Origin of the sequence: Inquilinus limosus DSM 16000 (assembly GCF_000423185.1) — a bacterium.
GTDB classification, from domain to species: domain Bacteria; phylum Pseudomonadota; class Alphaproteobacteria; order DSM-16000; family Inquilinaceae; genus Inquilinus; species Inquilinus limosus.
In genome coordinates this window covers 1-23,761 of sequence record NZ_KE383985.1, presented here as the reverse complement: position 1 = coordinate 23,761, position 23,761 = coordinate 1, and the positions used below count along the sequence as shown (strand labels likewise).

At 69.9% G+C, this 23,761-nt stretch carries 21 protein-coding genes, 1 tRNA gene and 1 riboswitch; of the genes, 14 read left to right on the top strand and 8 right to left on the bottom strand.

Translation table 11 applies throughout. From position 1 onward, the window contains the following. Together G537_RS44410 and G537_RS0129710 are read right to left on the bottom strand one after the other, a co-directional pair. Nucleotides 1-392 (bottom strand): M10 family metallopeptidase C-terminal domain-containing protein (locus tag G537_RS44410; protein ID WP_211230555.1); only part of this gene is annotated, 392 nt, incomplete at its 3' end. 645 nt (nucleotides 393-1,037) lie between these two features. Continuing rightward, complete coding sequence (locus tag G537_RS0129710; RefSeq protein WP_051249303.1) at nucleotides 1,038-1,901, bottom strand: EamA family transporter; 864 nt, start codon at nucleotides 1,899-1,901, stop codon at nucleotides 1,038-1,040. Between the two features lie 92 nt (nucleotides 1,902-1,993). On the opposite strand from G537_RS0129710, the gene G537_RS0129705 reads away from it, so the two are divergent. Beyond that, entirely contained in the window at nucleotides 1,994-2,458 is a 465-nt protein-coding gene (locus G537_RS0129705; protein ID WP_026873141.1) for an Lrp/AsnC family transcriptional regulator, read from the top strand. Here the strand turns inward: G537_RS0129705 and recR are convergent. After that, nucleotides 2,455-3,045 carry a recombination mediator RecR gene (gene recR / locus G537_RS0129700; RefSeq protein WP_026873140.1) on the bottom strand — a complete coding sequence of 197 codons (591 nt, stop codon included), beginning with the start codon at nucleotides 3,043-3,045 and terminating at the stop codon, nucleotides 2,455-2,457. The genes G537_RS0129705 and recR overlap by 4 nt on opposite strands. A gap of 143 nt (nucleotides 3,046-3,188) precedes the next feature. Here recR and G537_RS0129695 point away from each other — a divergent pair. From G537_RS0129695 to G537_RS0129670, 6 genes are all read left to right on the top strand, one after another. Beyond that, nucleotides 3,189-3,262, top strand: a tRNA-Gly gene (locus G537_RS0129695). A 179-nt stretch (nucleotides 3,263-3,441) separates the two neighbouring features. Next, nucleotides 3,442-5,124 carry an aspartate-alanine antiporter gene (gene aspT, locus G537_RS0129690; RefSeq protein ID WP_026873139.1) on the top strand — a complete coding sequence of 561 codons (1,683 nt, stop codon included), beginning with the start codon at nucleotides 3,442-3,444 and terminating at the stop codon, nucleotides 5,122-5,124. A gap of 21 nt (nucleotides 5,125-5,145) precedes the next feature. Further along, nucleotides 5,146-6,783, top strand: a complete 1,638-nt coding sequence (locus G537_RS0129685) for a bifunctional aspartate transaminase/aspartate 4-decarboxylase (RefSeq protein WP_051249302.1) — start codon at nucleotides 5,146-5,148, stop codon at nucleotides 6,781-6,783. Next, complete coding sequence (locus tag G537_RS0129680) at nucleotides 6,780-7,235, top strand: GNAT family N-acetyltransferase (protein ID WP_026873137.1); 456 nt, start codon at nucleotides 6,780-6,782, stop codon at nucleotides 7,233-7,235. The genes G537_RS0129685 and G537_RS0129680 overlap by 4 nt, the downstream gene beginning before the upstream one ends. Nucleotides 7,236-7,318: 83 nt before the next feature. Further along, nucleotides 7,319-8,674, top strand: coding sequence for an aspartate aminotransferase family protein (locus G537_RS0129675; RefSeq protein ID WP_026873136.1), 1,356 nt, complete (start codon nucleotides 7,319-7,321; stop codon nucleotides 8,672-8,674). Between the two features lie 13 nt (nucleotides 8,675-8,687). Next, the gene (locus G537_RS0129670) at nucleotides 8,688-10,055 is read left to right on the top strand and encodes a glutamine synthetase family protein (protein WP_026873135.1); all 1,368 of its coding nucleotides are present in this window, start codon (nucleotides 8,688-8,690) and stop codon (nucleotides 10,053-10,055) included. Between the two features lie 94 nt (nucleotides 10,056-10,149). Here the strand turns inward: G537_RS0129670 and G537_RS0129665 are convergent, their stop codons facing one another. The 3 genes from G537_RS0129665 to G537_RS0129655 form a co-directional block, all read right to left on the bottom strand. Beyond that, nucleotides 10,150-11,964, bottom strand: a complete 1,815-nt coding sequence (locus tag G537_RS0129665; protein ID WP_026873134.1) for a M2 family metallopeptidase — start codon at nucleotides 11,962-11,964, stop codon at nucleotides 10,150-10,152. A 132-nt stretch (nucleotides 11,965-12,096) separates the two neighbouring features. Then, nucleotides 12,097-13,110, bottom strand: a complete 1,014-nt coding sequence (locus tag G537_RS0129660; protein ID WP_026873133.1) for a serine hydrolase domain-containing protein — start codon at nucleotides 13,108-13,110, stop codon at nucleotides 12,097-12,099. A 223-nt stretch (nucleotides 13,111-13,333) separates the two neighbouring features. Further along, entirely contained in the window at nucleotides 13,334-14,434 is a 1,101-nt protein-coding gene (locus tag G537_RS0129655; protein WP_026873132.1) for an anhydro-N-acetylmuramic acid kinase, read from the bottom strand. Between the two features lie 381 nt (nucleotides 14,435-14,815). Between G537_RS0129655 and G537_RS0129650 the strand changes: the two genes are divergently transcribed. Next, a complete protein-coding gene (locus G537_RS0129650; protein ID WP_155888843.1) occupies nucleotides 14,816-15,526 on the top strand; it encodes a ParB N-terminal domain-containing protein in 711 nt (236 codons plus the stop codon). Nucleotides 15,527-15,543: 17 nt separating this feature from the next. Here G537_RS0129650 and G537_RS0129645 read toward each other — a convergent pair whose 3' ends face one another. Beyond that, on the bottom strand, nucleotides 15,544-17,079 hold the full coding sequence (locus G537_RS0129645) for a serine hydrolase (RefSeq protein WP_026873130.1): 1,536 nt from the start codon (nucleotides 17,077-17,079) through the stop codon (nucleotides 15,544-15,546). Nucleotides 17,080-17,324: 245 nt separating this feature from the next. Between G537_RS0129645 and G537_RS0129640 the strand changes: the two genes are divergently transcribed. The 6 genes from G537_RS0129640 to G537_RS40700 all read left to right on the top strand — a co-directional run bounded on the left by G537_RS0129640 (nucleotide 17,325) and on the right by G537_RS40700 (nucleotide 23,236). Then, nucleotides 17,325-18,821: an ABC transporter substrate-binding protein gene (locus G537_RS0129640; RefSeq protein WP_026873129.1), complete on the top strand. Its 1,497-nt coding sequence runs from the start codon at nucleotides 17,325-17,327 to the stop codon at nucleotides 18,819-18,821. A gap of 226 nt (nucleotides 18,822-19,047) precedes the next feature. Beyond that, nucleotides 19,048-19,998, top strand: coding sequence for an ABC transporter permease (locus G537_RS0129635; protein WP_026873128.1), 951 nt, complete (start codon nucleotides 19,048-19,050; stop codon nucleotides 19,996-19,998). Further along, the gene (locus G537_RS0129630; RefSeq protein WP_245579165.1) at nucleotides 19,995-20,867 is read left to right on the top strand and encodes an ABC transporter permease; all 873 of its coding nucleotides are present in this window, start codon (nucleotides 19,995-19,997) and stop codon (nucleotides 20,865-20,867) included. Before G537_RS0129635 ends, G537_RS0129630 begins: the two co-directional genes overlap by 4 nt. Then, a complete protein-coding gene (locus G537_RS40705) occupies nucleotides 20,864-21,346 on the top strand; it encodes a GNAT family N-acetyltransferase (protein ID WP_081689138.1) in 483 nt (160 codons plus the stop codon). The genes G537_RS0129630 and G537_RS40705 overlap by 4 nt, the downstream gene beginning before the upstream one ends. A 66-nt stretch (nucleotides 21,347-21,412) precedes the next feature. Further along, nucleotides 21,413-21,489: riboswitch (SAM riboswitch) on the top strand. 42 nt (nucleotides 21,490-21,531) lie between these two features. Beyond that, nucleotides 21,532-22,740, top strand: a complete 1,209-nt coding sequence (gene metZ, locus G537_RS0129620) for an O-succinylhomoserine sulfhydrylase (RefSeq protein ID WP_026873126.1) — start codon at nucleotides 21,532-21,534, stop codon at nucleotides 22,738-22,740. A 91-nt stretch (nucleotides 22,741-22,831) separates the two neighbouring features. Then, a complete protein-coding gene (locus G537_RS40700) occupies nucleotides 22,832-23,236 on the top strand; it encodes an SH3 domain-containing protein (RefSeq protein ID WP_051249300.1) in 405 nt (134 codons plus the stop codon). A gap of 219 nt (nucleotides 23,237-23,455) precedes the next feature. Here the strand turns inward: G537_RS40700 and G537_RS0129610 are convergent. Continuing rightward, a partial coding sequence (locus tag G537_RS0129610; RefSeq protein ID WP_026873125.1) for a transposase occupies nucleotides 23,456-23,761 on the bottom strand: 306 nt, incomplete at its 5' end.

The following is a 23,761-nucleotide window of genomic DNA, read 5'->3' as shown; positions in this document are numbered from 1 at the left end:
TCGCGATAGGCGGTGCCGGTGACGGTGAGCGCCGTGGCCGAGGTGTTGAAGACGAAGTCGCTGGCGCTGAGGCTGGCCAGGGAGACGTTCTTCAGACGGATGGCCTCGGTGTCGCTGTTGTAGCCGAGGGTGATGACGATGTCGTCGCCGTCCTGCTCCATGAAGGGCCGCAGGCTGTCGAGATCGGCGATGTTGAGGAACGACAGGTCGATCCGGTCGCCGCTGCTGAAATCGGTGATGATATCGCTGCCGAACGCCCGCGTGTCGTAGTCGAAGACATCGTTGCCGCCGTTACCAGTCAGGGTGTCATTGCCGCCTCGGCCGACAATCCGGTCGTTTCCGCTGCTGCCGACGATGGTCTCGCTGCTGTTGGTGCCGATGTAATCCGCCATTGCTTCTTTCCCCTTCTTTCACGATTGGTCGAATGCCGCTGCGCGGCGCTGGTGCGGTAAGCCGGGCATGACGGCGCCGTGGAGCGCCTTCGTCGTGAAGGCGCCCTGGTCGACCCCCGCCGGGCTAGGGCGTGAGCCGGGTTCGGTTTTGCTATGAGGCGGCCGGTGTTACCGGCCTCTCCGGAAGGAGGTCACAGGAGGAGAGGAAAGCTCCTCGAACGGCCCGCCGACGACGGGCACGTCGCCGCCTTCACACGGGGCGCTACCGGCAGAATGCCCGTGCCGGGCCCCGTCCCGGTTGTGCGAATGACATCCAAGATGCTCCCCCTTCCTCTTGCATATAAAATTTTATCCAAATCGGACATGCACAATCGTTCTCAGATCCGAGATCTGCATCTTGCGGATGTGCCGACGGTCATCGGCGCATCTGCTGTTCGGTCCGATGATGGCTGAACGGGCCGGACGTGCCGCCGGCGGGCTGCCCGATGGCGAGATGCCTACGATCGGGATCGAGGCTGTTTCGCCACCGCGCTTGTCGATCTGGATATCGGCCGATGGTGGCGCGATTGTGTCGCCACGATGAGATTGCCGTCCCAATCCGACATTTTCAGCGGACTTTGCCGGATCACGGTCCGTGGCCGGCGGTCAGGTCCGGGCGGCCCGGTGCAGCGCGACGCCGGCCATCACCAGGCCGATCCCGGCTAGGTCGCGGGCCGAGGGGATCTGTCCCAGCACCAGGACGCCGATCGCGGCGGCGGTGGCCGGCAGCAGCGACAGCATCAGCGCGAAGCTGGCGCGCGGCAGCCGCGCCATGGCCAGCAGGTCGCAGGCATAGGGAATGACCGAGGAGGCGATGCCGACCCCGATCCCGGTCAGCAGCAGCACCGGATCCGCCAGCGCCGGCAAGGCGGGGACAAGGCCCAGCGGGGTGATCGCCACCAGCGCCGTCAGCATTGCCGCCGCCAGCCCGTCGATGCCGCCGGTCCCGGCGATGCGGTGGCCCAGCACGACATAGGCGACGAACAGCACGCAATTGGCGAAGGCCAGGGCATAGCCCAGACCATCGCCCTCCAGGCGGATCTGCGTCAGCAGCGCCACGCCGGCCGCCGCCAGGCTCAGCGCCGCCAGGTTGCGCCGGCTGCGCAGCCCGGCGAGGGCCAGGGCGATCGGCCCCAGGAACTCGATGGCGCCGACCGTCGCCAGCGGCAGCCGGGCGATCGCCAGGTAGAAGCAGGCGTTCATCGCCGCCAGCACGAGACCGAGGCCCAGGAGCGTCCGGCGATCGGCGGGGCCGCTGCGCCGCCACAGCCGCCAGGGCCGGCGCCAGAGGGCGAAGACCAGGGCGGCGGTGGCGATGCGCAGCCAGGCGACGCCCAGCACGTCGACCGCGGCGAACAGCAGCACGGCGCAGGCCGGGCCCAGATAGTGGAACACGGCGCTGACGACGAAGAAGAGCTGCGGCGGCAGCCGCTGCGCCAGCGGCGCGGCGGTCGGGGCTTCGCTGGACATGCCGGAAGATTTGCATGCGCCGGCCATCCGGCCCATGCTCGGCCGAAGCCAGATGTCCGCACTCGCCTTCGTTTCGAAGGAGATCCGTCGAATTGGCCTTCCAGGTCTCGCCGCTCCTGGCCGATGAGCGCAACCTCGCCCTGATCCGCCTGCTGCAGGCCGAGCCGCGCCTGGGCACGGCCGAGCTGGCGCGCCGCATCGGCATGTCGGCGCCGGCGGTGCGCGAACGGCTGCTGCGGCTGGAGGAGGCGGGGGTGATCCGCGGCTGGCGGCTGGAGCTGGAGCCGCGGGCGCTGGGCTATCCGCTGACGGTGTTCGTCCGCATCCGGCCGATGCCCGGGCAGGTGCCGAAGATCGCCGAGCTGGCGCGAACGATGCCGCAGGTGGCGGAATGCCACCGCATCACCGGCGAGGACTGCTTCATCCTGAAGGTGCATGTCGAGGCGATCGAGACGTTGGACCGGCTGCTCGACCGCTTCCTGGCGCATGGCCAGACCACCACCTCGATCGTCCAATCCACCCCGGTGCCGCCGCGCGACCCGCCGTTGCCGGGTTAGAGCCCCCGGCGCGAGCGCAAAGCGGCGACCAGGGTGCCGTCGTCGAGATAGTCCAGCTCGCCCCCCACCGGCACGCCATGGGCCAGGCGGGTGATGCTGGGGCCGGCGCCCTCCAGCTTCTCGGCCAGGTAGTGGGCGGTGGTCTGGCCGTCGACCGTGGCGTTCAGGGCCAGGATCACCTCGGTCACGCCGGGCTCGCGGGCGCGGGCCAGCAGGCGCGGGATCGACAGGTCCTCCGGCCCGACGCCGTCGATCGCCGACAGGGTGCCGCCCAGCACGTGGTAGCGGCCGCGAAAGGCGCGCGCCCGCTCCAGCGCCCACAGATCGGCCACCTGCTCGACCACGCAGATCACCCCGGCGTCGCGGGTCGGGTCGCTGCAGATCGGGCAGGGGTCGGTGGTGTCGAGATTGCCGCAGACGGAACAGGGCACGATGGCATCGGCCGCCGCTTCCAGCGCCTCGGCCAACGGGCGCATCACCGTGTCGCGATGGCGCAGCAGATGCAGCGCGATGCGGCGGGCCGACCGCGGCCCCAGCCCCGGCAGCCGCGCCAGCAGGTCCATCATGGTGGCGATCTCGCCGCTCATCCGCGCTCCATTCCCGCCGCCCTGCCGTCGCCGGCATCGGTCCTATCTAGCGCAGTTTCCCGGCACGACGAACAAAACAGATCCGGCCTGGCCCGCCGAGGCGCCTTGAACGGCATCGGCGCTTCGCCTATAACCGACGGCGCGCGGGTGTAGCTCAATGGTAGAGCAGAAGCTTCCCAAGCTTACGACGAGGGTTCGATTCCCTTCACCCGCTCCAGCCTCCCTCACAATCGCTGCCCTCCCGACATGCCGTGCGATGCCGGCGTCGCCGACTCGCGTCATGAGTCTCTCGTATTGCACGACGATTATCATCGTATTCGTTAAGTAGAATCTGGATGACGCCGATGATTTCTTCGGCGATGGTCATGTAGCTCCTCCAGAAGAGGGAGTACATGCGTGGAAGTACTTCACAATTTATTCAAAGCCTCGCCAGAGGCCGCATTGTTCCTGTCGCTGGCGATCGGCTACGCGGTCGGGAAGATCCAGTTCGGGCGGTTCCAGTTCGGCGGCGTCGCCGGTTCGCTGATCGCCGCGGTGCTGATCAGCCAGGTTGGGGTGTCGATCGACCCGGGCATCAAGGCGGTCGCCTTCGCCCTGTTCATCTACGCCGTGGGCTTCGAGAGCGGCCCGCAATTCTTCAATTCGCTGAACCGCAGCGCCCTGCGCGGGATCGCGTTGGCCGTGTTCCTGGCCGCCACCGCCCTGGTCACCATCATCCTCTGCGCCCGGATCGGCGGGCTGGACAAGGGGTTGGCGGCCGGCGTCGCCGCCGGCGGCCTGACCCAGTCGGCGATCATCGGCACCGCCGGCGACACGCTGAACCGCCTCGGCCTGCCGGCCGAGGAGGTGGCGCGCCAGCAGGCCGAGATCGCGATCGGCTATGCGGTGACCTACATCTTCGGCTCGCTGGGGCCGATCCTGGTCTGCCTGATCCTGATCCCGCGCCTGTTCGGCCGCGACATCCGGGAGGATGCGGTGAAGGCCGAGCGGGCGCTGGCCGGCGGCGGCAGGGTCCTGGGCCGCGGCGACGTCGCCGCGGCGCCGGATCTGGTCGGCCGCTATTACGCCGTCACCGCTGCCGCCGGGCGCACAGTGGGCGAGATCGAGGTCGCCGCCCAGCGAATCACGATCGAGCGGGTGCGCCGCGGCGATTCGGCGCCGGCGGTCGAACCCCGGCTGCGGCTCGAGGCCGGCGACCATGTGCTGGTGGTCGGCCGCCGCGACGCGGTGGTCGAGGCGGCGCCCGGGATCGGCACCGAGGAGCCGGCGGCGGCGGGCATGGACATGGTGCTGCATCTCCGCGACGTGGTCTTCACCCGTCCCGGCGCCAACGGCAAGACCATCGGCGAGCTCAAGGCCCAGGCGGACGCCGCGGCCAAGCACGGCGTCTACATCGCCGGCATCACCCGGATGGAGCGGCCGCTGCCGGTGCTGGACGGCACCGCGCTGCATCACGGCGACGTGATCACGCTGCAGGGGGCGGCGTCCGATGTCGACCGGGCGGCGAAGCTGCTCGGCTACGAGATCGCGCCCAGCGACAAGACCGACTTCGTCTATCTCGGCCTCGGCATCCTCCTCGGCCTGCTGGTCGGCCTCGTCACCCTCAGGGTCGGCGGCATCCCGCTGACCCTCGGCAGCGGCGGCGGCGCGCTGCTCTCCGGCCTCGTCTTCGGCTGGCTGCGCGCCAAGCACCCGACCTTCGGGGCGATGCCGTCGGCGGCCAGCCAGATCCTGAAGGATTTCGGCCTGGCGGCCTTCGTCGCCGCCGTCGGTCTGTCCTCCGGCGCCCAGGCATGGACCACGCTGCAGGAAAGCGGCGCGGCGATCTTCGTGCTCGGCCTCGTGGTCACGCTGGTGCCGCTGATCCTGACCCTGCTCTTCGGCCGTTACGTGCTGCGCTACGACAACGCCGCCATCCTGGCCGGCGCCCTGTCCGGGTCGCGCAGCGCCAACCCGGCCTTCGGCGCCGTGCTCGACAAGGCCGGCAACTCGGTGCCGACCGTGCCCTTCGCCATCACTTACGCCATGGCCAATGTGCTGCTGACCATCCTCGGCCCGCTCGTGGTCGGCCTGGTCTGAGCGATCGGGAGGAGATTCACCATGAACGACACCGCAGCAGCGATCGACGAGAAGACCGCGGCCTCGCTCGCCAAGCTCAGCCCGTTCGAGCTGAAGGACGCGCTGATCCAGCTGGCGAAAAGCGACGCCGACCGGATGATGCTGAACGCCGGCCGCGGCAACCCGAACTTCCTGGCGACGGTGCCGCGCCACGGCTTCTTCCAGCTCGGCCTCTTCGCCATGACCGAGGCCGAGCGCTCCTTCGCCTATATGCCGGAAGGGGTTGGCGGCTTCCCGCGGCGCGACGGCATCGAGGGGCGGTTCGAGATCTTCGCCCGGGCCCACAAGGACGTGCCCGGCGTCTCCTTCCTGGTCGGCGCCGCCTCCTATGTCCGCGACCAGCTCGGCCTCTCGGCCGGCGACTTCCTCTACGAGATGTGCGAGGGCATCCTCGCCTGCAACTACCCGGTGCCCGACCGGATGCTGGTGCTGAGCGAGAAGATCGTCGGCCAGTACCTCCGGAAGGAGATGATCGGCCGCCAGCCCTTCACCGGCGATTTCGACCTGTACGCGGTCGAGGGCGGGACCGCGGCGATGACCTACCTGTTCAACAGCCTGCGCGAGAACCGGCTGCTGGCGCCGGGCGATTCGATCGCGATCGGCCTGCCGATCTTCACCCCCTATATCGAGATCCCGCATCTCAACGACTACAAGCTGGTCGAGGTCGGGCTGAACGCCGACCCGGAGAAGGGCTGGCAGTACAGCGACAAGGAGCTCGACAAGCTGCTGGACCCGAAGGTGAAGGCCTTCTTCCTGGTCAACCCGTCCAACCCGCCCTCGGTCAAGCTGGGCGCGGCGAACCTGAAGCGGCTGCAGGAGATCGTGGCCAGGCGGCCTGACCTGATCCTCCTGACCGACGACGTCTACGGCACCTTCGCCGATGATTTCGTGTCGCTGTTCGCGACCTGCCCGCAGAACACGATCCTGGTCTATTCCTACTCCAAGTATTTCGGCGCCACCGGCTGGCGCCTCGGCGTGATCGCCACCCACAGGGACAACGTGCTCGACCGCACCATCGCCAAGCTGCCGGTCAGGGTGCAGAAGGAGCTGGACGAGCGCTATTCGTCGATCACCACCGACCCGCGGCACCTGCCCTTCATCGACCGGGTGGTGGCCGACAGCCGCACCGTGGCGCTGAACCACACCGCCGGCCTGTCGACGCCGCAGCAGGTGCAGATGGTGCTCTTCTCGCTGTTCTGCCTGATGGACGAGCCGGACTCCTACAAGAACGCGATGAAGCGGATCATCCGTCGTCGCAAGGCCGCGCTGTACCAGGCCGCCGGGGTGACGCTGGAGGAGGACGAGAACTCGGTCGACTACTACACCATCCTCGACCTCGAGGTGCTGGGCACCCGGCTGCACGGCCGCAAGTTCGTCGACTGGTTCATGAAGAACACGAAGCCGCAGGAGGTGCTGTTCCGCCTGGCCAAGGAGAGCGGCGTGGTGCTGCTGCCGGGCCGCGGCTTCGGCACGCTGCACCCCTCCGCCCGAGTGTCGCTCGCCAACCTCAACGAGACCGCCTACGTCAAGATCGGCACCGCGATCCGCACCCTGATGGCCGAATATGTCGAACGGTTCCAGGCGGCGGGGAAGAAGAAGCCGCGCCCGGCCGGCCGATGATCCCGGCGATCACGGTCCCCGATCAGCCCGGGGCGGATGACCGCGACGCCATTGCCCGCGCGCTGTTCGCCTTCAACGACGCGGTGGCCGGACCGTCCGGCTACCGGCCGCTGGCGCTGCTGATCCGGGATCCGGACGGCGGCGCCACGGTCGGCGGGCTCTGGGGCGGCACCGCCTATGGCTGGCTGGTGGTCGAGCTTCTGTTCGTGCCGCCGGGGCTGCGCCGCCAGAGCCTCGGGTCGCGGCTGCTGGCACAGGCCGAGGGGATCGCCCGGCAGCGCGGCTGCCGGGGGGCCTGGCTGGACACGCACGGCTTCCAGGCGCCGGAGTTCTATCGTCGGCACGGCTACGAGGTGTTCGGCACGTTGCCGGACTATCCGCCCGGCCACGACCGGTTCTTCCTGTGGAAGCGGCTGCCGCCCGGGGAGACGCCCGACCCGCCGATGGCATGACGGTCCCGCGGTTGGGACCAGTTCCGGTCGCCCGCGCCTCCCCCTAAGCTCTCCGGCACCAGACACCGAAGGGGGAGGCCGGATTGGACGATGCGGGCAGGGTGATCGACAGCCTGATGCGGGCGGAGCTGGAGCGCTACGAGGCCTCCCACCCCGCTTCCAAGCGCCTGGCGGAACGGGCGGGGGGCGTGTTCCCCGGCGGCGTGCCGCTGCACTGGATGCGCGACTGGGCCACGCCCTTCCCGCTGTTCATGGCCGAGGCCCGGGGTGCCGAGCTGGTCGACGCCGACGGCCATCGCTACGCCGATTTCTGCCTGGGCGACACCGGCTCGATGTTCGGCCATTCGCCGGAACCGGTGGCGCGCGCCGTGGCGGACCAGGTCGCCCGCGGCGTCACCGCCATGCTGCCGACCGAGGAGGGCGTGGCGGCGGCGGAGGCGCTGGCCCGTCGATTCGGCCTGCCCTTCTGGCAAGTGACGACGACCGCGACCGACGCCAACCGCTTCGTGCTGCGCTGGGCCCGGGCCATCACCGGCCGGCCGAAGATCCTGGTGTTCAACGGCTGCTACCACGGCACGGTCGACGACACCTTCGTCCGGCTGGACGACGGCCGGGCGGTGCATCGCCCCGGCCTGCTGGGCCAGGCGGCCGACCTGACCGCGACGACCAAGGTGGTCGAGTTCAACGACGTGGCGGGGCTGGAGGCGGCCCTGGCGCCCGGCGACGTCGCCTGCGTCATCGCCGAGCCGGCGCTGACCAATATCGGCATGGTGCTGCCTGAGGAGGGCTTCCACACGGCGCTGCGCGAGCTGACGCGCCGGCACGGCACGATGCTGGTGATCGACGAGACGCACACGATCTCGACCGGCCCGGGCGGCTGGACCCGGGAATACGGGCTGGAGCCGGACTTCCTCACCCTCGGCAAGCCGATCGCCGGCGGCATCCCCTGTGGCGTCTACGGCTTCACCGCCGAGGTCGAGGCGCGGATGCGCGAGGTCCGGGCCGGCGTGCCGCACGGCCACAGCGGCATGGGCACGACGCTGTCGGCCAACGCCCTAGCCATGCGCGCCCTCAGGGCCATGCTGGAGGAGGTGATGACCGAGGCCGCCTATGCCGGCATGGTCGACCGCGCCCGGCGCCTGGCGGCCGGAATCAAGGTCGCGGTGGCGCGGCACGGCCTGGCCTGGCACGTCACCCAGATCGGCGCCCGGGTCGAGTTCCACTTCACACCCACGCCCTACCGCACGGGCGGCGAGGCCGCGGCGGCGATGCAGCCGGACCTGGAGCAGTTCGTGAACCTGTTCCTGATCAACCGCGGCGTGCTGATCGCACCGTTCCACAACATGATGCTGGCCAGCCCGGCCACGACGGACCAGCAGATCGCCCGCTTCCACGACGCCTTCGACGCCTGCGCCGCGGCGCTGGCCGGCCACGCCTGAGGGAGGATCGGCCATGCCCGACGCGACTTCGAACACGGCCGCCGATCCGGCGCAGGAATGCCTCGACTTCCTGGCCCGGCACCGCGACATCCGCTTCGTCGACATCCTGCTGACCGACGCCTGCGGCGTGCAGCGCGGCAAGCGCATCCCGGTCGGGGAGCTCGAGCGGATCTGGCGCAACGGCCGCTACATGCCCGGCTCGATCATCAGCCTCGACATCACCGGCGCCGATGTGGAGGAGACCGGGCTGGTGTGGGAAGACGGCGACGCCGACCGCATCGCCCGCCCGGTGCCCGGCACGCTGGTGCCGGTGCCGTGGAAGGCCGAGCCCTCGGCCCAGGTTCTGCTGACGCTGTTCGAGCTCGACGGCACGCCCTCCGCCTACGATCCGCGCCAGGTCCTGGCCCGGGTGGTGTCGCGCCTGGCGGCCGACGAGCTGCACCCCGTGGTGGCGGTGGAGCTGGAGTTCTACGTCTTCGACGCCGCTTGGCGCGACACCGGCCGGCCGGTGCCGCCGCGCGGCGCCAGCACCGGCAAGCAGGCCTACGGCATGGCCGATCTCGACGAGCTCGGCGGCTTCCTGGCCGACCTCTATGCCTGCTGCGAGATCCAGGGCCTCCCGGCGGACACGGCGATCAGCGAATACGCGCCGGGCCAGGTCGAGATCAACCTGAAGCACCGGGCGGACGCGCTGCGGGCGGCCGACGACGCCATCCTGTACAAGCGGTTGGTGCGGGCGGTGGCCCGGCGGCACGGCATGGAGGCCACCTTCATGGCCAAGCCCTATGCCGGCGAGACCGGCAGCGGCACCCATCTGCACATCAGCCTGGCCGACGGCGAGGGCGGCAACCTGTTCGCCGCGGAAGGCGGTGACGAGCTTCTGCGCCATGCCATCGGCGGCATGGGGGCGACGATCCGCGACGGCATGCTGATCTTCGCGCCGAACGCCAACTCCTACCGCCGCTTCCAGTCCCTCAGCTACGCGCCGCTGGCGCCAACCTGGGGCGTCAACAACCGCACCGTGGCGCTGCGCGTGCCGGTCGGCCCGCCGGCGGCGAAGCATGTCGAGCACCGGGTGGCGGGCGCCGACGCCAATCCCTATCTGGCGCTGACGGCGGCGCTGGCCGGGATGCATCGCGGCATTCTCGACAAGCGCGACCCCGGCCCGCCGGTGACCGGCAACGGCTACGCCGCCCCGGCCTCGGACATCCCGCCGAACTGGCTCGATTCGATCCGCGACTTCCGCGGCTCGGCGCTGATGCGCGACTATCTCGGCGACGCCTTCGTCGACGCCTTCGCCAAGATCAAGCTGGCCGAATACCGCCGCTTCCACGCCCAGGTCCCGCCGCTCGACTTCGACTGGTACGCCAGGGTGGTGTGAGACGGACGGGCCTTCGTAGGTTGGGTTCGCGACAGCGAACCCAACACTTGCGGCACGATGTTGGGTTCGCCGAGGGCGGACCCAACCTACAACTCTACCACCCGCAGCTCCGGCCCTTGTTCTGCTCGGTCAGCCAGTCGTTCAGCGGCTGGAAGTACTCGGCCACGGCGCTGGCGTCGGTCCGGCGCTCGCCGGTGAAGGCCTCCAGCGCCTCCGGCCAGGGCTTGGACTGGCCCATCTCCAGCATCGCGTTGAAGCGCTCGCCGACCGCCTTGTCGCCATAGACCGAGCAGCGGTGCAGCGGCCCGCTCCAGCCGGCCTGCCTGCAGGCGGCGCGGTGGAACTGGAACTGGTAGATATGCGCCAGGAAGTACCGGGTGTAAGGCGTGTTGCCGGGGATGTGGTACTTGGCGCCGGGGTCGAAGGCGTCGGCCGGGCGCGGCCCGGGCGGCACCACCCCCTGGTATTTCAGCCGCAGCGCCCACCAGGCGTCGTTGTACTGCTCCGGCGCTGCCTTGCCGGCGAACACGTCCCAGCGCCAGCGGTCGACCAGGAGGCCGAAGGGCAGGAAGGCGATCTTATCGAGCGCCATCTTCAGCAGGAAGGGGATGTCGCCCTCCGGCCCCGGCACCTTGTCCAGGAGGCCGATCTGGTTCAGGTAGGTCGGGGTCAGCGCCGACAGGCCGACGAAGTCGCCGATCGCCTCGTGGAATCCGTCATTGGCCCCGTTCTTGAAGATGTGGGGCTGGTCCTTGTAGGCGCGCTGATAGTAGTTGTGCCCGAGCTCGTGGTGGACGGTGTAGAAATCCTCGCCGTTCACCTTGGTGCACATCTTGATGCGGATGTCGTCGCGGTCGTCCAGGTCCCAGGCCGAGGCGTGGCAGACGACGTCGCGCCCCTCCGGCCGCACGATCTGCGACCGCTTCCAGAAGGTCTCCGGCAGCGGCGGCAGGCCGAGCGAGGTGTAGAAGGCCTCGCCGGTCTTCACCATCCTGATCGGGTCGTAGCCGCGGTCGACCAGCAGCTTGTCCAGATTGTAGCCCTCGGTCTCGTCCTTCGGCGCCACCAGGTCGTAGATGTTGCCCCAGGACTGGGCCCACATATTGCCCAGCAGGTCGGCACGGATCGGGCCGGTCTTCGGCTGCACCGCGTCGCCATACTTCTCGTTCAGCCGGCCGCGGACATAGCAGTGCAGGTTCTTGTAGAAGGGCTCCACCTGGCCCCACAGCCGGTCGGTCTCGGCGGCGAAGTCATCGGCCGGCATGTCGTAGCCGGACCGCCACAGGGCGCCGGTGTCGGCGTAGCCGAGCTCTCGCGCCCCTTCATTCGCCAGCTCCACCAGCCGGGCGTAGTCCGGCCGCATCACTGGCGAGATGGTGTGCCAGCCCTCCCATACCGCCTTGGTCTCGGCCGGGTCGCGGGAGGCGGCCAGGATGTCCTCGGCGTCGCTCAGATTCAGGGTCTTGCCCCGGACCTGGAACTCGCCGGTGGAATAGATGGAGTCCAGCTTGGTGCTCAGCGTCGCCAGCTCGCGCGCCGCGCCCGGCCGGTCCGGCGCCGGCAGGACGATGTTGCGCTTCAGGATGTCGAGCTTGCGCCGCGTCATCGGGTCGAGCGCGACCCCGTCGAAGCGCGCGGCCTCCTTGGCGTAGGCGGAGGTCTTCTCGGTCCACTCGCCATTGGCCTTGGCCTCGAGCCACTGGGTGTCCTCGGTGATGAAGGTGGCGCGCACCCAGGACGCCTTGTTCAGGTATTCGCTGGTCGCCGCCAGGTCGGCCTCGGCCTTCTCGACGAAGGCGCGGGCCTCCTCCGGGGTCGGGGCGGCGGGCGCGGCGGTCTGGGCCAGCGCGGCCATGCCCCACAGCAGGGCGGCTGTGGTGGTGCCGACGGCCAGCAGGCGGGATCTCATCGTGGCGGTCCCCCTATGCGCTGAATTTTATGAGAAATCTCCGGCTTTTCCTGCAGCCGGATCGGTTGTCGCCCATGGAAGATGGCCGGAAATCGGCTGTCAATCGCCGTGTCGCCAGATGGGGCGGCTACCTCAGAACGGCCAACCCGCCGACACCGCGTTCGACACCGCCCGGCGCAGGGGCTGGATGCCGGTCTCGACATGGCGCGACGGGTGGATCCGGTTGGTCAGCAGCGTCCAGGCATGGCCGCGCTCCAGGTCGATCCACAGCGCCGTGCCGGTGAAGCCGGTGTGGCCGATCGTGTCGGGCGAGCACAGCGACCCGCCGGACCAGCCCTCGTGCCGCACCTGCCAGCCGAGGCCGTGCGGATGGCCCTCGGCGCGCAGCATCTCGGCCACCGTGGCCGGCCGCAGCACCTCGCCGGCCAGGAACGCCTGGGCGAAGTCCAGCACCGCGGCGGCGCTGCCGAACAGCCCGGCATGGCCGGCCAGGCCGCCGAGGGCATAGGCGTTCTCGTCATGCACCTCGCCGCGCATCACCCGGCCGCGCCAGGTGCAGCGCTCGGTGGCCACGGCGCGGGCCGGGCCGGGGCTGGCGGCGAAGTCGCCGGCCGGCAGCAGGTCGCGCAGCGGCTTCTCTCGCAGCCGCTCCACCAGGATGCCCAGCAGCACGTAGTTCACGTCGGAATAGGCGTCGGCGCCGGCCGTCCAATCCTTCTGCAGCACCAGCGCCTTCAGCGTCTCCGGGTCGCTGCCCCAGGTGTAGAGCGGTTCCACCGACGGCAGGCCGGAGCGGTGGGACAGCAGCTGCCGCACGGTGACGTGGCGGATCCAGTGCTCGGGCTGGTACTGCCGCAGGTCCGGCAGGTGCAGCGCCAGCGGGTCGGACAGGTCGATCCGCCCCTGCTCGACCAGCCGCAGCACCTCGGTCGTCGTGAGGATCACCTTGGTCAGGCTGGCCAGGTCGAACAGCGCATCCTCGGCCAGGGCCACGCGCTCCGGCACCAGCGCGGCATGGCCGCCGAAGCGGATGGCGCGGTCGCCGTCGCGGGTGACCAGCCCCAGCACCGCGCCGGGGATGCGGCCGGCATCGATCGCTTCATCGACCAGGGCGAAGGCGGCATCGGCCGCGGCGGCAAGGGTCATTCGAGAGAATTCCAGAAGCTTTTCGAGTCCCCCCTCCCCTTGCGGGAGGGGGGTAGGGGGAGGGGGTTCGGCCCGCAAGAGCCGGAGCTTACGGATAGGATCAGTCGGCGAGAATAGGTATCGACGAATAGAGGCCACGCCCCTCGATCGACAACCCCCTCCCCCTTACCCCCTCCCGCGAGGGGAGGGGGGACTCGGGAACGAGCGGCGATCAGCAAGGCGGTCACGCCGCCCGCGTCATCGGCCGGTGCAGCACGCCGCCGGTCATCGGCCGGGGCACGCCGGTGGTGGTCGGCAGGCTCAGCGGCAACCCGTCCAGCGAACGCACGGCGAGGAAGGCGAAGGCCTGGGCCTCCAGCGCATCGCCATCCCAGCCCACCGCCTCGACCGGGTCGACCGGCACCCCCAGCGCCTGCCGCAGCCCGGCCATCAGCGTCGCGTTGTGCCGGCCGCCGCCGGTCACCAGCCAGCGGGTCGGCGCCGCGGCGAAATGCCGACGCGAGGCGGCGACCGAGGCGACGGTGAAGGCGGCCAGGGTGGCTGCGCCGTCGGCCAGCGACAGACCGTCCACCGCCGACAGCGGGAAGTCGTTGCGGTCCAGCGATTTCGGCGGCGGCGCGTCGAAATACGGATGGGCCAGCAGCGCCGCCAGCCGGTCCTCCGCCACCCGGCCGCTCGCGGCGATGCGGCCGTCCTCGTCGTAGCGGGCGCCGGTGTGGCGCTGCACCCAGTCGTCGATCATGGCGCTGGCCGGGCCGGTGTCGAAGGCGGTGATCGTCTCCTCTTCGATCACCGTGACATTGGCGACGCCGCCGAGGTTCAGCACGGCCATCGGCCGCGGCAGGCCTTTCGCCAGGGCGGCGTGGTACAGCGGCGCCAGCGGCGCGCCCTGGCCGCCGGCGGCGACGTCGGCGGAGCGGAAGTCGTTGACGCAGGGGATGCCCAGAGCCGCGGCCAGCCGGGCGCCGTCGCCGAGCTGCCGGGTGAAGCGTCGCTCCGGCCGGTGCAGGACGGTCTGGCCGTGCATGCCGACGACGTCGACGGCTTCCGGCTGCAGCCCGGTCTCGTCCAGCAGGCGGCGCACCGCGGCGGCGTTCAGGTCGGTGACCGCGGCGGACAGGTCGGCGAGCGCCTCTTGCTCGGCCCGGGCCGGGTCGCGCGCCACGGCCAGAAGGGCGTCGCGCACCGCGTCGGTGTAGGGCGTTGTCGCGGCGGCGCCGCAGGCGAAGACAGTCTCGCCGTCGGTCTCGATCACCGCGACGTCGACCCCGTCCATCGAGGTGCCGCTCATCAGGCCGATCGCGGTGCGGCGGGCTGCGGCCATGGGACATCTCCTCGCGCTTCATCACCGACGAATCGGCACCGGGATTATGGCGGAAACGCCCGCCGGCGCGGAAGCCGGCATGCCCCATTCTTGCCAGATTGTGACACTTTCATTACAAATGCGGTCTTGCGAGCGGGGAGAGAAGCAATGCTGACGTATCAGCGCGCTGACGCCGACATTATTCCTCTCTTTCATCAAATCACTGATAATCAAGATAAATCGAGGCCACACACGATTCTGGAGTCTCGTTTGAGATTCCCTGGAAGGATGTTGAGGGACCTGAAAAAACTACCGGAAACTCCGGAGCGGTCCCTGGTCTCTCCTCGCGATGCGCGGATCTTCTACGGGTCCGCCCTGCTGCGCTGGGTGCCGACGCGGCAGGTGACCCGGACCCTGGCCACCCAGGTCCATGCCCGCGGCCGGCCGGTCTGGCTGCGCGACCGCTTCATCGACGCCGGCGACTGGTCGGAGATCTCGAAGCCGGTGGCCGAAAGCTTCCACCACCAGTGGTTCAATGATCTCGTCTGGGGCGGCACCCCGACCGAGACGCCCAGCTACCGCAGGCTGCTGCGCCTGATGGAGACCGGCCGCCCGATGCAGGTCGGCCCGCTGGTGCTCGACAGCGTCGAGGCGATCGAATCCTACCGCCGCTACTGCGAATCGCTGCTCGACAGCATCCGCACCCACGGCGTGACGCCGCGGGACCTGACCCCGGATTTCGCCCCGGCCGGTGGCCGCGATCCCCGCAGCGAGCGCACCGAGGGCGACATCATCGTCGCGGTCGGGCCGGACGGCGCGTTCTACCGGATGCTGGCCGGCCGGCACCGGATCTGCGCGGCGCAGGCGCTCGGCCTCGACCGCGTCCCGGTCAGCATTCGCCTGGTGCATGCGACCTGGCTCTGGGCCCTGGCCGACCGCTACGGCGTGCTGCCGCACAAGGCCTTCGCCAGCTGGCTCGACACGTTCGAGCCGGTCCACGTCTCGGCCGTCGGCAAGATCAAGACCCGGCTCGCCGCCTGGGCGCTCTGCGTCCCGGGCCTGGCCGAGGCGTGGCTGGGGCTGTCGGAAGGGCTGCAGGCCGCGATCGTCTGACGGGCGCCGATCCTTCGCTATTCGCGCCGGAAGACGTAGGACTGGTTTTCGATGGTGAGGCGGAGCAGGGGTTTCGTTCCGTCCGTGTCGATCTGGAACTGGGCGAAGCCGCTCGGGTTGGGGCCGCTGTTCTCGACGATGGCGGCGAACCGGCCCACCGGCCTCTGCCGGATCGTGAAGACGCTGCCGTCCCAAGGCTCCAACTCCAGCGCGGCGCCGCCATCCTGCAGCTCCAGCACCGCGCCGTCGCCGTCCTGGCGCAGCACGGCCTCGCCGAAGCTCGGCTCGACGTAGCGGCCGGCCAGCGGCGCCAGCGGCAAGGCCGGCTGGGGGTTCGCCGGCCTCACGAACGCCTTCGCCGACTCGGCGAATCGGGACTTCGCCGCCTCGAGCGCGGCCGCGACGTGGTCGACCCGCGGGTTGTCCAGCAGCCGGTCCAGAACCCAGGCGCCCACGGCGTCGGGGAACCCGACATTCTCCGCATTGGTCAGGACGACGACGCCGACATCCTTCTCCGGCGCGAAGCCGACATAGGCGCCGAAGCTGGGGGTTCCGCCATTGTGCCAGATGACGCGGCCGTTCGGGGTCAGGACGCCGACCCAGCCCATCGCATAGAAGGCCTTGTCGGTGATCCCCACCCGCGCGGTGCGGGTGACCGCCATGTTCTCCGGCGAGACGATGGTCCGCCCGTCGAAGCTGCCGTCGCGCAGCTGCAGCCGCAGCCAGCGCGCCATGTCCTCGATGGTGGAGTTCATGTCGCCCGCGCCGCCGTAGGCGTAGGGGAAGAGCGGGGTGAACGGCACCTCGACCGTGCCGTCGGGGGTCCAGCGATGGCCCTGGGTGTGGTCCGGCGCGGCCTCGATCGCCTCGGCGGTGGTCGATGTCTCGGCCATGCCGAGCGGCTCCAGCAGGTCCCGGCGCAGCACCGCGTTCCAGTCCGCGGCCTCCTCGCCGCGTGCGACGATGCGGCCGGCCAGCATGTGGGTGATGTTGGTGTAGGCGAAGGTGGAGCGGAAGCTCGACACCGGTTCGACATGGCGCAGCGACCGGATCATGGCCGTTTCGTCCAGCCCCAGGATTCCGAGCGAATCATTGGCGTAGGGCGGCAGGCCCGAGCGCTGCGCGAGCAGGTCGAAGACGCGGAACTCGCGCGTCACCCAGGGGTCCTTCAGCTGGAAATCCGGGTCGAGATCGACGATGCGGTCGTCCCACCGCAGCTTGCCGCGATCGACGGCGATCGCCAGGGTGGCGGCGAGGAACGCCTTGGTGGTCGATCCGATCTGGAACACGGTGCGTGGGCCGACCGCCCCGCCCTTCGCCTTGCTGCGCACCCCGAAGCCGCGGACGTAGACCAGGCTGTCGCCGCTGACGATGCCGATGGCCAGGCCGGGCGTATCGAACGCCTTCATCCCGGCCGCCACATAGGTTTCGAGCTCGGGCTCCAGGGCCTGGATCCGTGCGTCCATCGTCACCGTCGGGGCCGCCGTGTCCGCTGCCTGCGCGGCCGGGCCGGCGACGGTCAGCGTGACGACGGCGAGCGCCGCGGCCGCCATGGGCCAGGGCGCGCGCCCTTGCGTGACACGCACGAGGGATGGCGCTGTGTGGTTTTGAATCCGCCGGCCGATCATGAATCTCCCTCCGAAACGTCGCATATAAAAATTTCCATCTCTGAAAACATTATTATCACAGACGGATCTTCGGTGGCCAAAGCGGAACGAAACGCCGGCCTCCGCCGATCGATTGACCTCGCCGGCGGAACGCGCGTTACTGGCCCCCAATCAACAGGGGGAGGCTGGAGATGCGGCGGACGGTTTGGGCGGTATCGGCGGCGGTGGCGCTCGCCGCACCCATGGCGGCGGCGCAGACGCTGGAGGTCGCGACCGACCAGTCGCCGGTCGGGCTCGACCCGCATGTCGCCACCTCCTTCGCCTCGGTGCTGGTCAACGGCCCGGTCTATGAAGGGCTGACCGCGATCGACAAGGACCTGAGGGTGGTGCCGGAACTGGCCGAGTCCTGGACCGTCTCGCCCGACGGCCTCACCTATGTCTTCACCCTGCGTCCGGGCGCGAAGTTCCACGATGGGTCGCCGGTGACGCCGGCCGACGTGGCCGCCAGCTTCGCCCGGGTGCGCGACCCCAAGACCGGCTCGCCCTATGCCAGCCGCATCGACATGGTGAAGTCGGTCGAGCCGACCGGCGACCGGCAGGTGACGGTGACGCTGACGACGCCCTCGGCCCCCTTCCTCGCCAACCTGCCGCAGATCGTGATCGTGCCGGCCGCGGCGGCGACCGGCGGCATCGACCTGCAGCGCAAGACCGCCGGCACCGGCCCGTTCACGCTGAAGGAATGGGTGCCCGACACCTACCTGCTGCTGGCGAAGGCCGGCGGCTATTGGGAGCCGGGCTTGCCGAAGCTCGACGCGGTCAAGATCAACATCGTGCCCGAGGCGTCGACCCGGCAGGTCGGCCTGTCCGGCGGCACCTACCAGCTGCTGCCGAATGTCGACCCGGCCACGGCGGCCACGCTGCAGGGCACGCCCGGCGTCACCCTGCTGGAGACGACCGACCTGTCCTACACCCTGGTCGGCATGAACGTGTCGAAGCCGCCCTTCGACAATCCGAAGGTGCGCCAGGCGCTGAACACCGCGATCGACCGGGCTCAGATCGTCGAGGCCGCGTATTTCGGCAAGGGCCAGCCGGGCGGGCCGCTGTCGCCGGCCCTGAAGGACTGGGCGCTGCCGGTCTCGGACTATCCCTGCTACGCCGCCGATCCGGAGAAGGCGAAGGCGCTGCTGGCCGAGGCCGGCGTGGCCCTGCCGGTGAAGGCGGAGCTGAAGGTGCTGGGCTCGAACCAGCTGGTGGTCGACGTCGCCCAGGTGGTGCAGGCGCAGCTGAACGCCGCCGGCTTCGAGGTGGCGCTGAACGTGCAGGAGCAGGGCACCTTCATCCAGGACTGGCGCAACTCCAACTTCCAGCTCTTCGCCTCGATCAACGGCGGCAATGTCGACCCCGACGGCTATCTGTACCGGACCTTCCGCACCGGCGGGTCGACCAATGTGTTCAAGTATTCGGACGCCGAGGTCGACCGGCTGCTGGACCAGGGACGGACGACGCTGGACCCGGCGAAGCGGCGCGAGGTCTACGCCGACGTGCAGAAGCGCCTGGCCTGCGACGGGCCGATCGCGCATCTGGTCTTCGGCCAGCTGTTCACCGCGGTGCGCGACGGCGTGACCGGCTACGAGATCGTGGGCAACCGCTCCACCCGCTCGCTGCGGCAGACGGCGCTGGAGAAGTGAAGCCTTTGATCGCTCTCTCGGGCCGAAGCAACCTAGTCCCCCCTCCCCTTGCGGGAGGGGGGAAGGGGGAGGGGGTTGTCGATCGAAGGACTCCGACGCGGCAGAACCCGAATCCATCGACGTCCGAGCTTTTCGGGGATCGCCGGCTCTCTCGGCACGAACCCCCTCCCCCTACCCCCCTCCCGCAAGGGGAGGGGGGACTATTTGAGCGTCAACGGGAAGCGTCATGGCCCGCTTCCTGACCGGGCGGCTGCTCGACCTGCTGGTGGTGCTGTTCGGGGTCTCGGTCGTCGCCTTCCTGATGATCCGGCTGATCCCGGGCGACGCGGTGCAGATCATGCTCGGCGCCAACAGCGAGGTGACACCGGACCGGATCGCGGCGCTGCGCCAGCGCCTCGGCCTCGACCAGTCCATCGTCACCCAATATCTCGCCTGGCTCGGCGGCCTCCTGACCGGCGATCTCGGCACCAGCCTGTGGACCGGCCGGCCGGTGCTGGAGGAGATCGGGGCCCGCATCGGCGTCACCATCGAGGTCACCCTGCTGGCTCTTGCGGTCTCGGTAGCCCTCGCGGTGCCGGCCGGCTGCCTAATGGCCTATTTCCGCAACTCCGCCCGCGACTATCTGGTGCGGGTGGTCACCATCGCCGGCGTCACCGTGCCCTCCTTCTGGCTCGGCGCGCTGCTGATCTACCTGTTCCACGGCGTGTTCCCGGCCTTCCCGGCGATCGGCTTTGTGCCTCTCGCCGACGATCCCGTCGGCAACCTGCAGCGCATGCTCTTGCCCACGATCGCGCTGGCCGTGCCGGTGCTGGCCTCGCTGTCGCGCATCGTCCGCTCCGCCATGCTCGACGCGCTGGGCCAGGACTACATCCGCACCGCCCGGGCCAAGGGGGTCAGCGAGCGCGCGGTGGTGTTCCGCCACGCCTTCCGCAACGCCATGATCCCCTTCGTCACCGCGCTCGGCATCTCCGCCGGCTATCTCTTCGGCGGCGCCATCGTGGTCGAGCAGGTCTTCGCCCTGCCGGGGCTCGGCCGGCTGATGCTGGGCGCGATCGCGGAGCGCAACTATCCGCTGATTCAGGCGGCGATCCTGCTGGTCACTGCGGGATTCGTGGTCGTGAACTTCGTCACCGACATGCTCTACGCCGCCCTCGACCCCAGGATCGGCCTGAAGTGACCGCGCCGCTGCCCGAGACGCTGGTCCCGCCCTCGCGCCGCCGCCGCATCGCCGCGCCGCGGCACCCGCTGGTCTGGGTCGGCGGGGCGCTGGTGCTGCTGCAGGTCGGGGCGGCGCTGCTGGCGCCCTGGATCGCGCCCGACGACCCGCTGGCCCAGCATGTGATCCGGCGGATGAAGCCGCCCGGCGCCGCGGCGTGGCTGGGCACCGACCAGTTCGGCCGGGACGTGCTGTCGCGCATCCTCTGGGGCTACCGCGCCTCGCTCGCCGCCTCGGCCAGCGCGGTGCTGCTGGCGCTTCTGGTCGGCGGCAGCCTGGGCGTGGCCGCGGCGCTGCGCGGCGGCTGGCTCGACCGCGTCGGCATGCGGCTGATGGATATCCTGTTCGCCTTCCCGATCATCCTGCTGGCGATCGGCATCGTCGCCATGCTGGGGCCGGGGCCGACCAGCACGACGCTCGCCATCGGCGTCGTCTACATCCCGGTCTTCGCCCGGCTGCTGCGCGGCCCGGCGCTGGTGGTGGCCGGCAGCCAATACGTGCTCGGCGCCCGTGCCATCGGGGCGGGGGAAGGGCGGGTGCTGTGGCGCCACGTCCTGCCCAACCTCGCCAGCGTCATCCTGGTCCAGGCCAGCCTGTCGCTCTCCACCGCCATCCTGGTCGAGGCCTCGCTGTCCTTCCTCGGCCTCGGCACCCAGCCGCCGGCGCCCTCGCTCGGCCGCATGCTGGCGGAGGCGCGCGGCTACCTGCTGCTGTCGCCCTGGGATTCGATCTTCTCCGGCCTTGCCATCCTGTTGGCGTCTTTCGGCTTCAACCTGCTCGGCGACGGGCTGCGCGACGCGCTCGATCCCAGGCTGCGGGGCGGCGGATGATGGACGATGCGAGGATGATGGATGCGGCGGCGGTGGCGATCCGGCCGCCAGCGCCGGCCGATCTGCCGGCCCTGGCGGACGTCGCCTGGCGCAGCACCCGTGCTGCTTTCCAGCACATCCTTCCGGCCGCGATCCTGGACCGCAAGCGGCCGGAGGATTTCGCCCGCCGCTTCGCCGCGCGGCTGCCCGACCTGCGCATCGCCGTCGACGCCAAGGGCGCGCCGCTCGGCTTCTCGCTGATGACCGGGTCGCATCTCGACATGCTGTTCGTCGACCCCGTGGCGCAGGGACGGGCGGTCGGCACCGCCCTCCTGGCCGATGCCGTGGCGCGCGGCTGCCGGACGCTGGAGTGCTTCGCCCACAACCGCGCTGCCCGAGGCTTCTACGAGTCCCGCGGCTTCCGCCTGTGCCGCAGCTACCGCCGGCTGTACGAGGGGCTCGAGCTGCCCTTCGTGCTCTACGCGCTGGCTGAAGGCTGAAGGGGGCTGATGCGAAACGCATTGCCCGATTGCCGTTTTGCCGATAAGTCTTGGGCCGTCGCCTTCTGAGGCGGCCGTGGTGATTTGAGCCGACCGGCTTGCGGCCACGCTAATCTCCGCTAAAAGGTCGGATGCGCGCAGGTCCCGCACGCACCGCCTCCCGGTCGGATCGAGGAGTCGGTGAGATGGATCGATACGAAGCCCCGAGCGAAGACGAATTCGGCCCCGAGACCGCGCTGATCCGCGGCGGCGTCCGGCGAACGCCCTATGGCGAGACCGCCGAGGCGATCTTCCTGACCTCGGGCTTCGTCTATGAGAGCGCGGCGGCGGCCGAGGCCCGCTTCACCGGCGACGAGCCCGGCTTCGTCTATTCCCGCTACGGCAACCCGACGCTGGAGGTGCTGGAGCAGCGCCTGGCCCTGCTGGAGGGGGCGGAGGGCTGCCACGTCACCGCCAGCGGCATGTCGGCGGTGTTCACCGCCCTGTTCTGCCATCTGCGCGGCGGTGACCATGTCGTGGCCAGCCGGGCGCTGTTCGGCTCCTGCTTCGTCATCCTCGGCACCATCCTGCCGCGCTACGGCATCACCACCACCTTCGTCGACGGCGGCGACCTCGCGGCCTGGGAGGCGGCGATGCGGCCGAACACCCGCGCCGTGTTCCTGGAGACGCCGGCCAACCCGACGCTGGACCTCGTCGACGTCGCCGCTGTGGCCAGGATCGCCCATGCCGCCGGCGCCAAGGTGTTCATCGACAACGTCTTCGCCACGCCGCTGGGCCAGAAGCCGCTCGAGCTCGGCGCCGATGTGGTGATCTATTCCGCCACCAAGCATATCGACGGCCAGGGCCGGGTTCTGGGCGGCGCCGTGCTGGCGGACAGGAAGTTCCTGACCGACGACTTCCTGCCTTATTACCGGCACACCGGCCCGGCGCTGTCGCCCTTCAACGCCTGGGTGCTGGTGAAAGGGTTGGAGACGCTGGGCCTGCGCGTCGAGCGCCAGGTCGCCAGCGCCCACCGTCTGGCGCAGCTGATCGAGGCCCATCCGGCCGCCAGGTCGGTGCGCTACCCCTGGCTGCAGAGCCACCCGCACCACGAGCTTGCCCGCCGGCAGATGAAGAACGGCGGCACCCTGGTGGCCTTCGACCTCGGCAGCAAGGCGGCGGCCTTCGCCTTCCTCGACGCGCTGCGCCTGGTCGACATCTCGAACAATCTCGGCGACACCAAATCGCTGGCCACCCACCCGACCACCACCACCCACCGGGCGATGGAGGCGGCGGACCGCGCCGCCATGGGCATCACCGAAGGGCTGGTGCGGCTGTCGGTCGGCCTCGAAGGGATCGAGGATCTGAAACGCGACCTGTCCCGCGCCCTGGATGCGGCGCAGCGGGCGGGGTGAGGCAAGGCGCCGCGCCCCCCGATCCGGGCGACCGGATTCCGGCTCCGCCGCGTTTAGCGGCCGAAGGGGGATTCTGATCCCTGGAGTTCGGATGATGAGATGGAAGCTCGCCCTGGCCGCGATGGCCGGGCTGGCGATGACGGCCCTGGCGGCGCCGGCGGCGAATGCGGCCCCCGGCTACGTCACCGCGCCGGCCCGGCTGCGCGCCGGTCCCGGGGCCGATTATCCGATGGTCGCACGGGTGCGGCCGGGCGTGCCGGTGCAGATCTTCGGCTGCCTCAACGGCTGGAGCTGGTGCGACATCGGCATCGGTCCCGACCGCGGCTGGGTGGCCGGCCGATTCCTGGCCGCGGAGGTCCAACACCGGCGCCGGGTCATCGTCGAGGCGGCGCCGGTGATCGGCGTGCCGGTGATCACCTTCGACGCCGGCCCCTACTGGGACAACTATTACCGCGGCCGCCCCTGGTACCGCGACCGCGGCCGCTGGGTGCATTAGCGGCGACAGAAAGGGGCGGCTCCCGATGGGAGCCGCCCCGATCGACGCGCTTGGCACAACCCGATGCTGGACAGCCTTCGGCCGGCAGGATGGAATAGTCCTGAACAGCCGTCTCGATATGGGTATGTCGAAGCTTTTTCACTGTGTCGACGACCAATGGGTCGAACATTCCCATCCGCCGATATTTCATCTTCATGAGTCCGCTAGAGCATTTTCCGATCAGTCGCGGTCATATCCGGCAGCAGTAAAGTAGTTCTGGCAATCGTCAGGTGTGAAGGCGTCGACGGCCAGTGCGATCGCCTGCCAGAGGTCGTCGACGGTCCTGGGGGCGAGCTTCTTGAGGAAGGCCTTGAGTTTGGAGAAGGCCATCTCGATCGGGTTGAAGTCTGGGCTATAGGCCGGCAGGAAGCGCAGCTTGGCGCCGGTGCCTTCGATGGCGCTGCGCACGGCAGCAGGTTTGTGGGCGGGCAGGTTGTCCATGACGACGATGTCGCCCGGGTTCAGCGTCGGGACCAGGACCTGCTC

What these genes read in the sequence shown, in the direction of transcription:
- G537_RS0129710 (WP_051249303.1), bottom strand. Translation starts at nt 1,901, where the DNA reads ATGTCCAGCGAAGCCCCGACCGCCGCGCCGCTGGCGCAGCGGCTGCCG.
- recR (WP_026873140.1), bottom strand. Translation starts at nt 3,045, where the DNA reads ATGAGCGGCGAGATCGCCACCATGATGGACCTGCTGGCGCGGCTGCCG.
- G537_RS0129685 (WP_051249302.1), top strand. Translation starts at nt 5,146, where the DNA reads ATGAACGACACCGCAGCAGCGATCGACGAGAAGACCGCGGCCTCGCTC.
- G537_RS0129680 (WP_026873137.1), top strand. Translation starts at nt 6,780, where the DNA reads ATGATCCCGGCGATCACGGTCCCCGATCAGCCCGGGGCGGATGACCGC.
- G537_RS0129670 (WP_026873135.1), top strand. Translation starts at nt 8,688, where the DNA reads ATGCCCGACGCGACTTCGAACACGGCCGCCGATCCGGCGCAGGAATGC.
- G537_RS0129665 (WP_026873134.1), bottom strand. Translation starts at nt 11,964, where the DNA reads ATGAGATCCCGCCTGCTGGCCGTCGGCACCACCACAGCCGCCCTGCTG.
- G537_RS0129660 (WP_026873133.1), bottom strand. Translation starts at nt 13,110, where the DNA reads ATGACCCTTGCCGCCGCGGCCGATGCCGCCTTCGCCCTGGTCGATGAA.
- G537_RS0129655 (WP_026873132.1), bottom strand. Translation starts at nt 14,434, where the DNA reads ATGGCCGCAGCCCGCCGCACCGCGATCGGCCTGATGAGCGGCACCTCG.
- G537_RS0129645 (WP_026873130.1), bottom strand. Translation starts at nt 17,079, where the DNA reads ATGGCGGCCGCGGCGCTCGCCGTCGTCACGCTGACCGTCGCCGGCCCG.
- G537_RS0129640 (WP_026873129.1), top strand. Translation starts at nt 17,325, where the DNA reads ATGCGGCGGACGGTTTGGGCGGTATCGGCGGCGGTGGCGCTCGCCGCA.
- G537_RS0129635 (WP_026873128.1), top strand. Translation starts at nt 19,048, where the DNA reads ATGGCCCGCTTCCTGACCGGGCGGCTGCTCGACCTGCTGGTGGTGCTG.
- G537_RS40705 (WP_081689138.1), top strand. Translation starts at nt 20,864, where the DNA reads ATGATGGACGATGCGAGGATGATGGATGCGGCGGCGGTGGCGATCCGG.
- metZ (WP_026873126.1), top strand. Translation starts at nt 21,532, where the DNA reads ATGGATCGATACGAAGCCCCGAGCGAAGACGAATTCGGCCCCGAGACC.
- G537_RS40700 (WP_051249300.1), top strand. Translation starts at nt 22,832, where the DNA reads ATGATGAGATGGAAGCTCGCCCTGGCCGCGATGGCCGGGCTGGCGATG.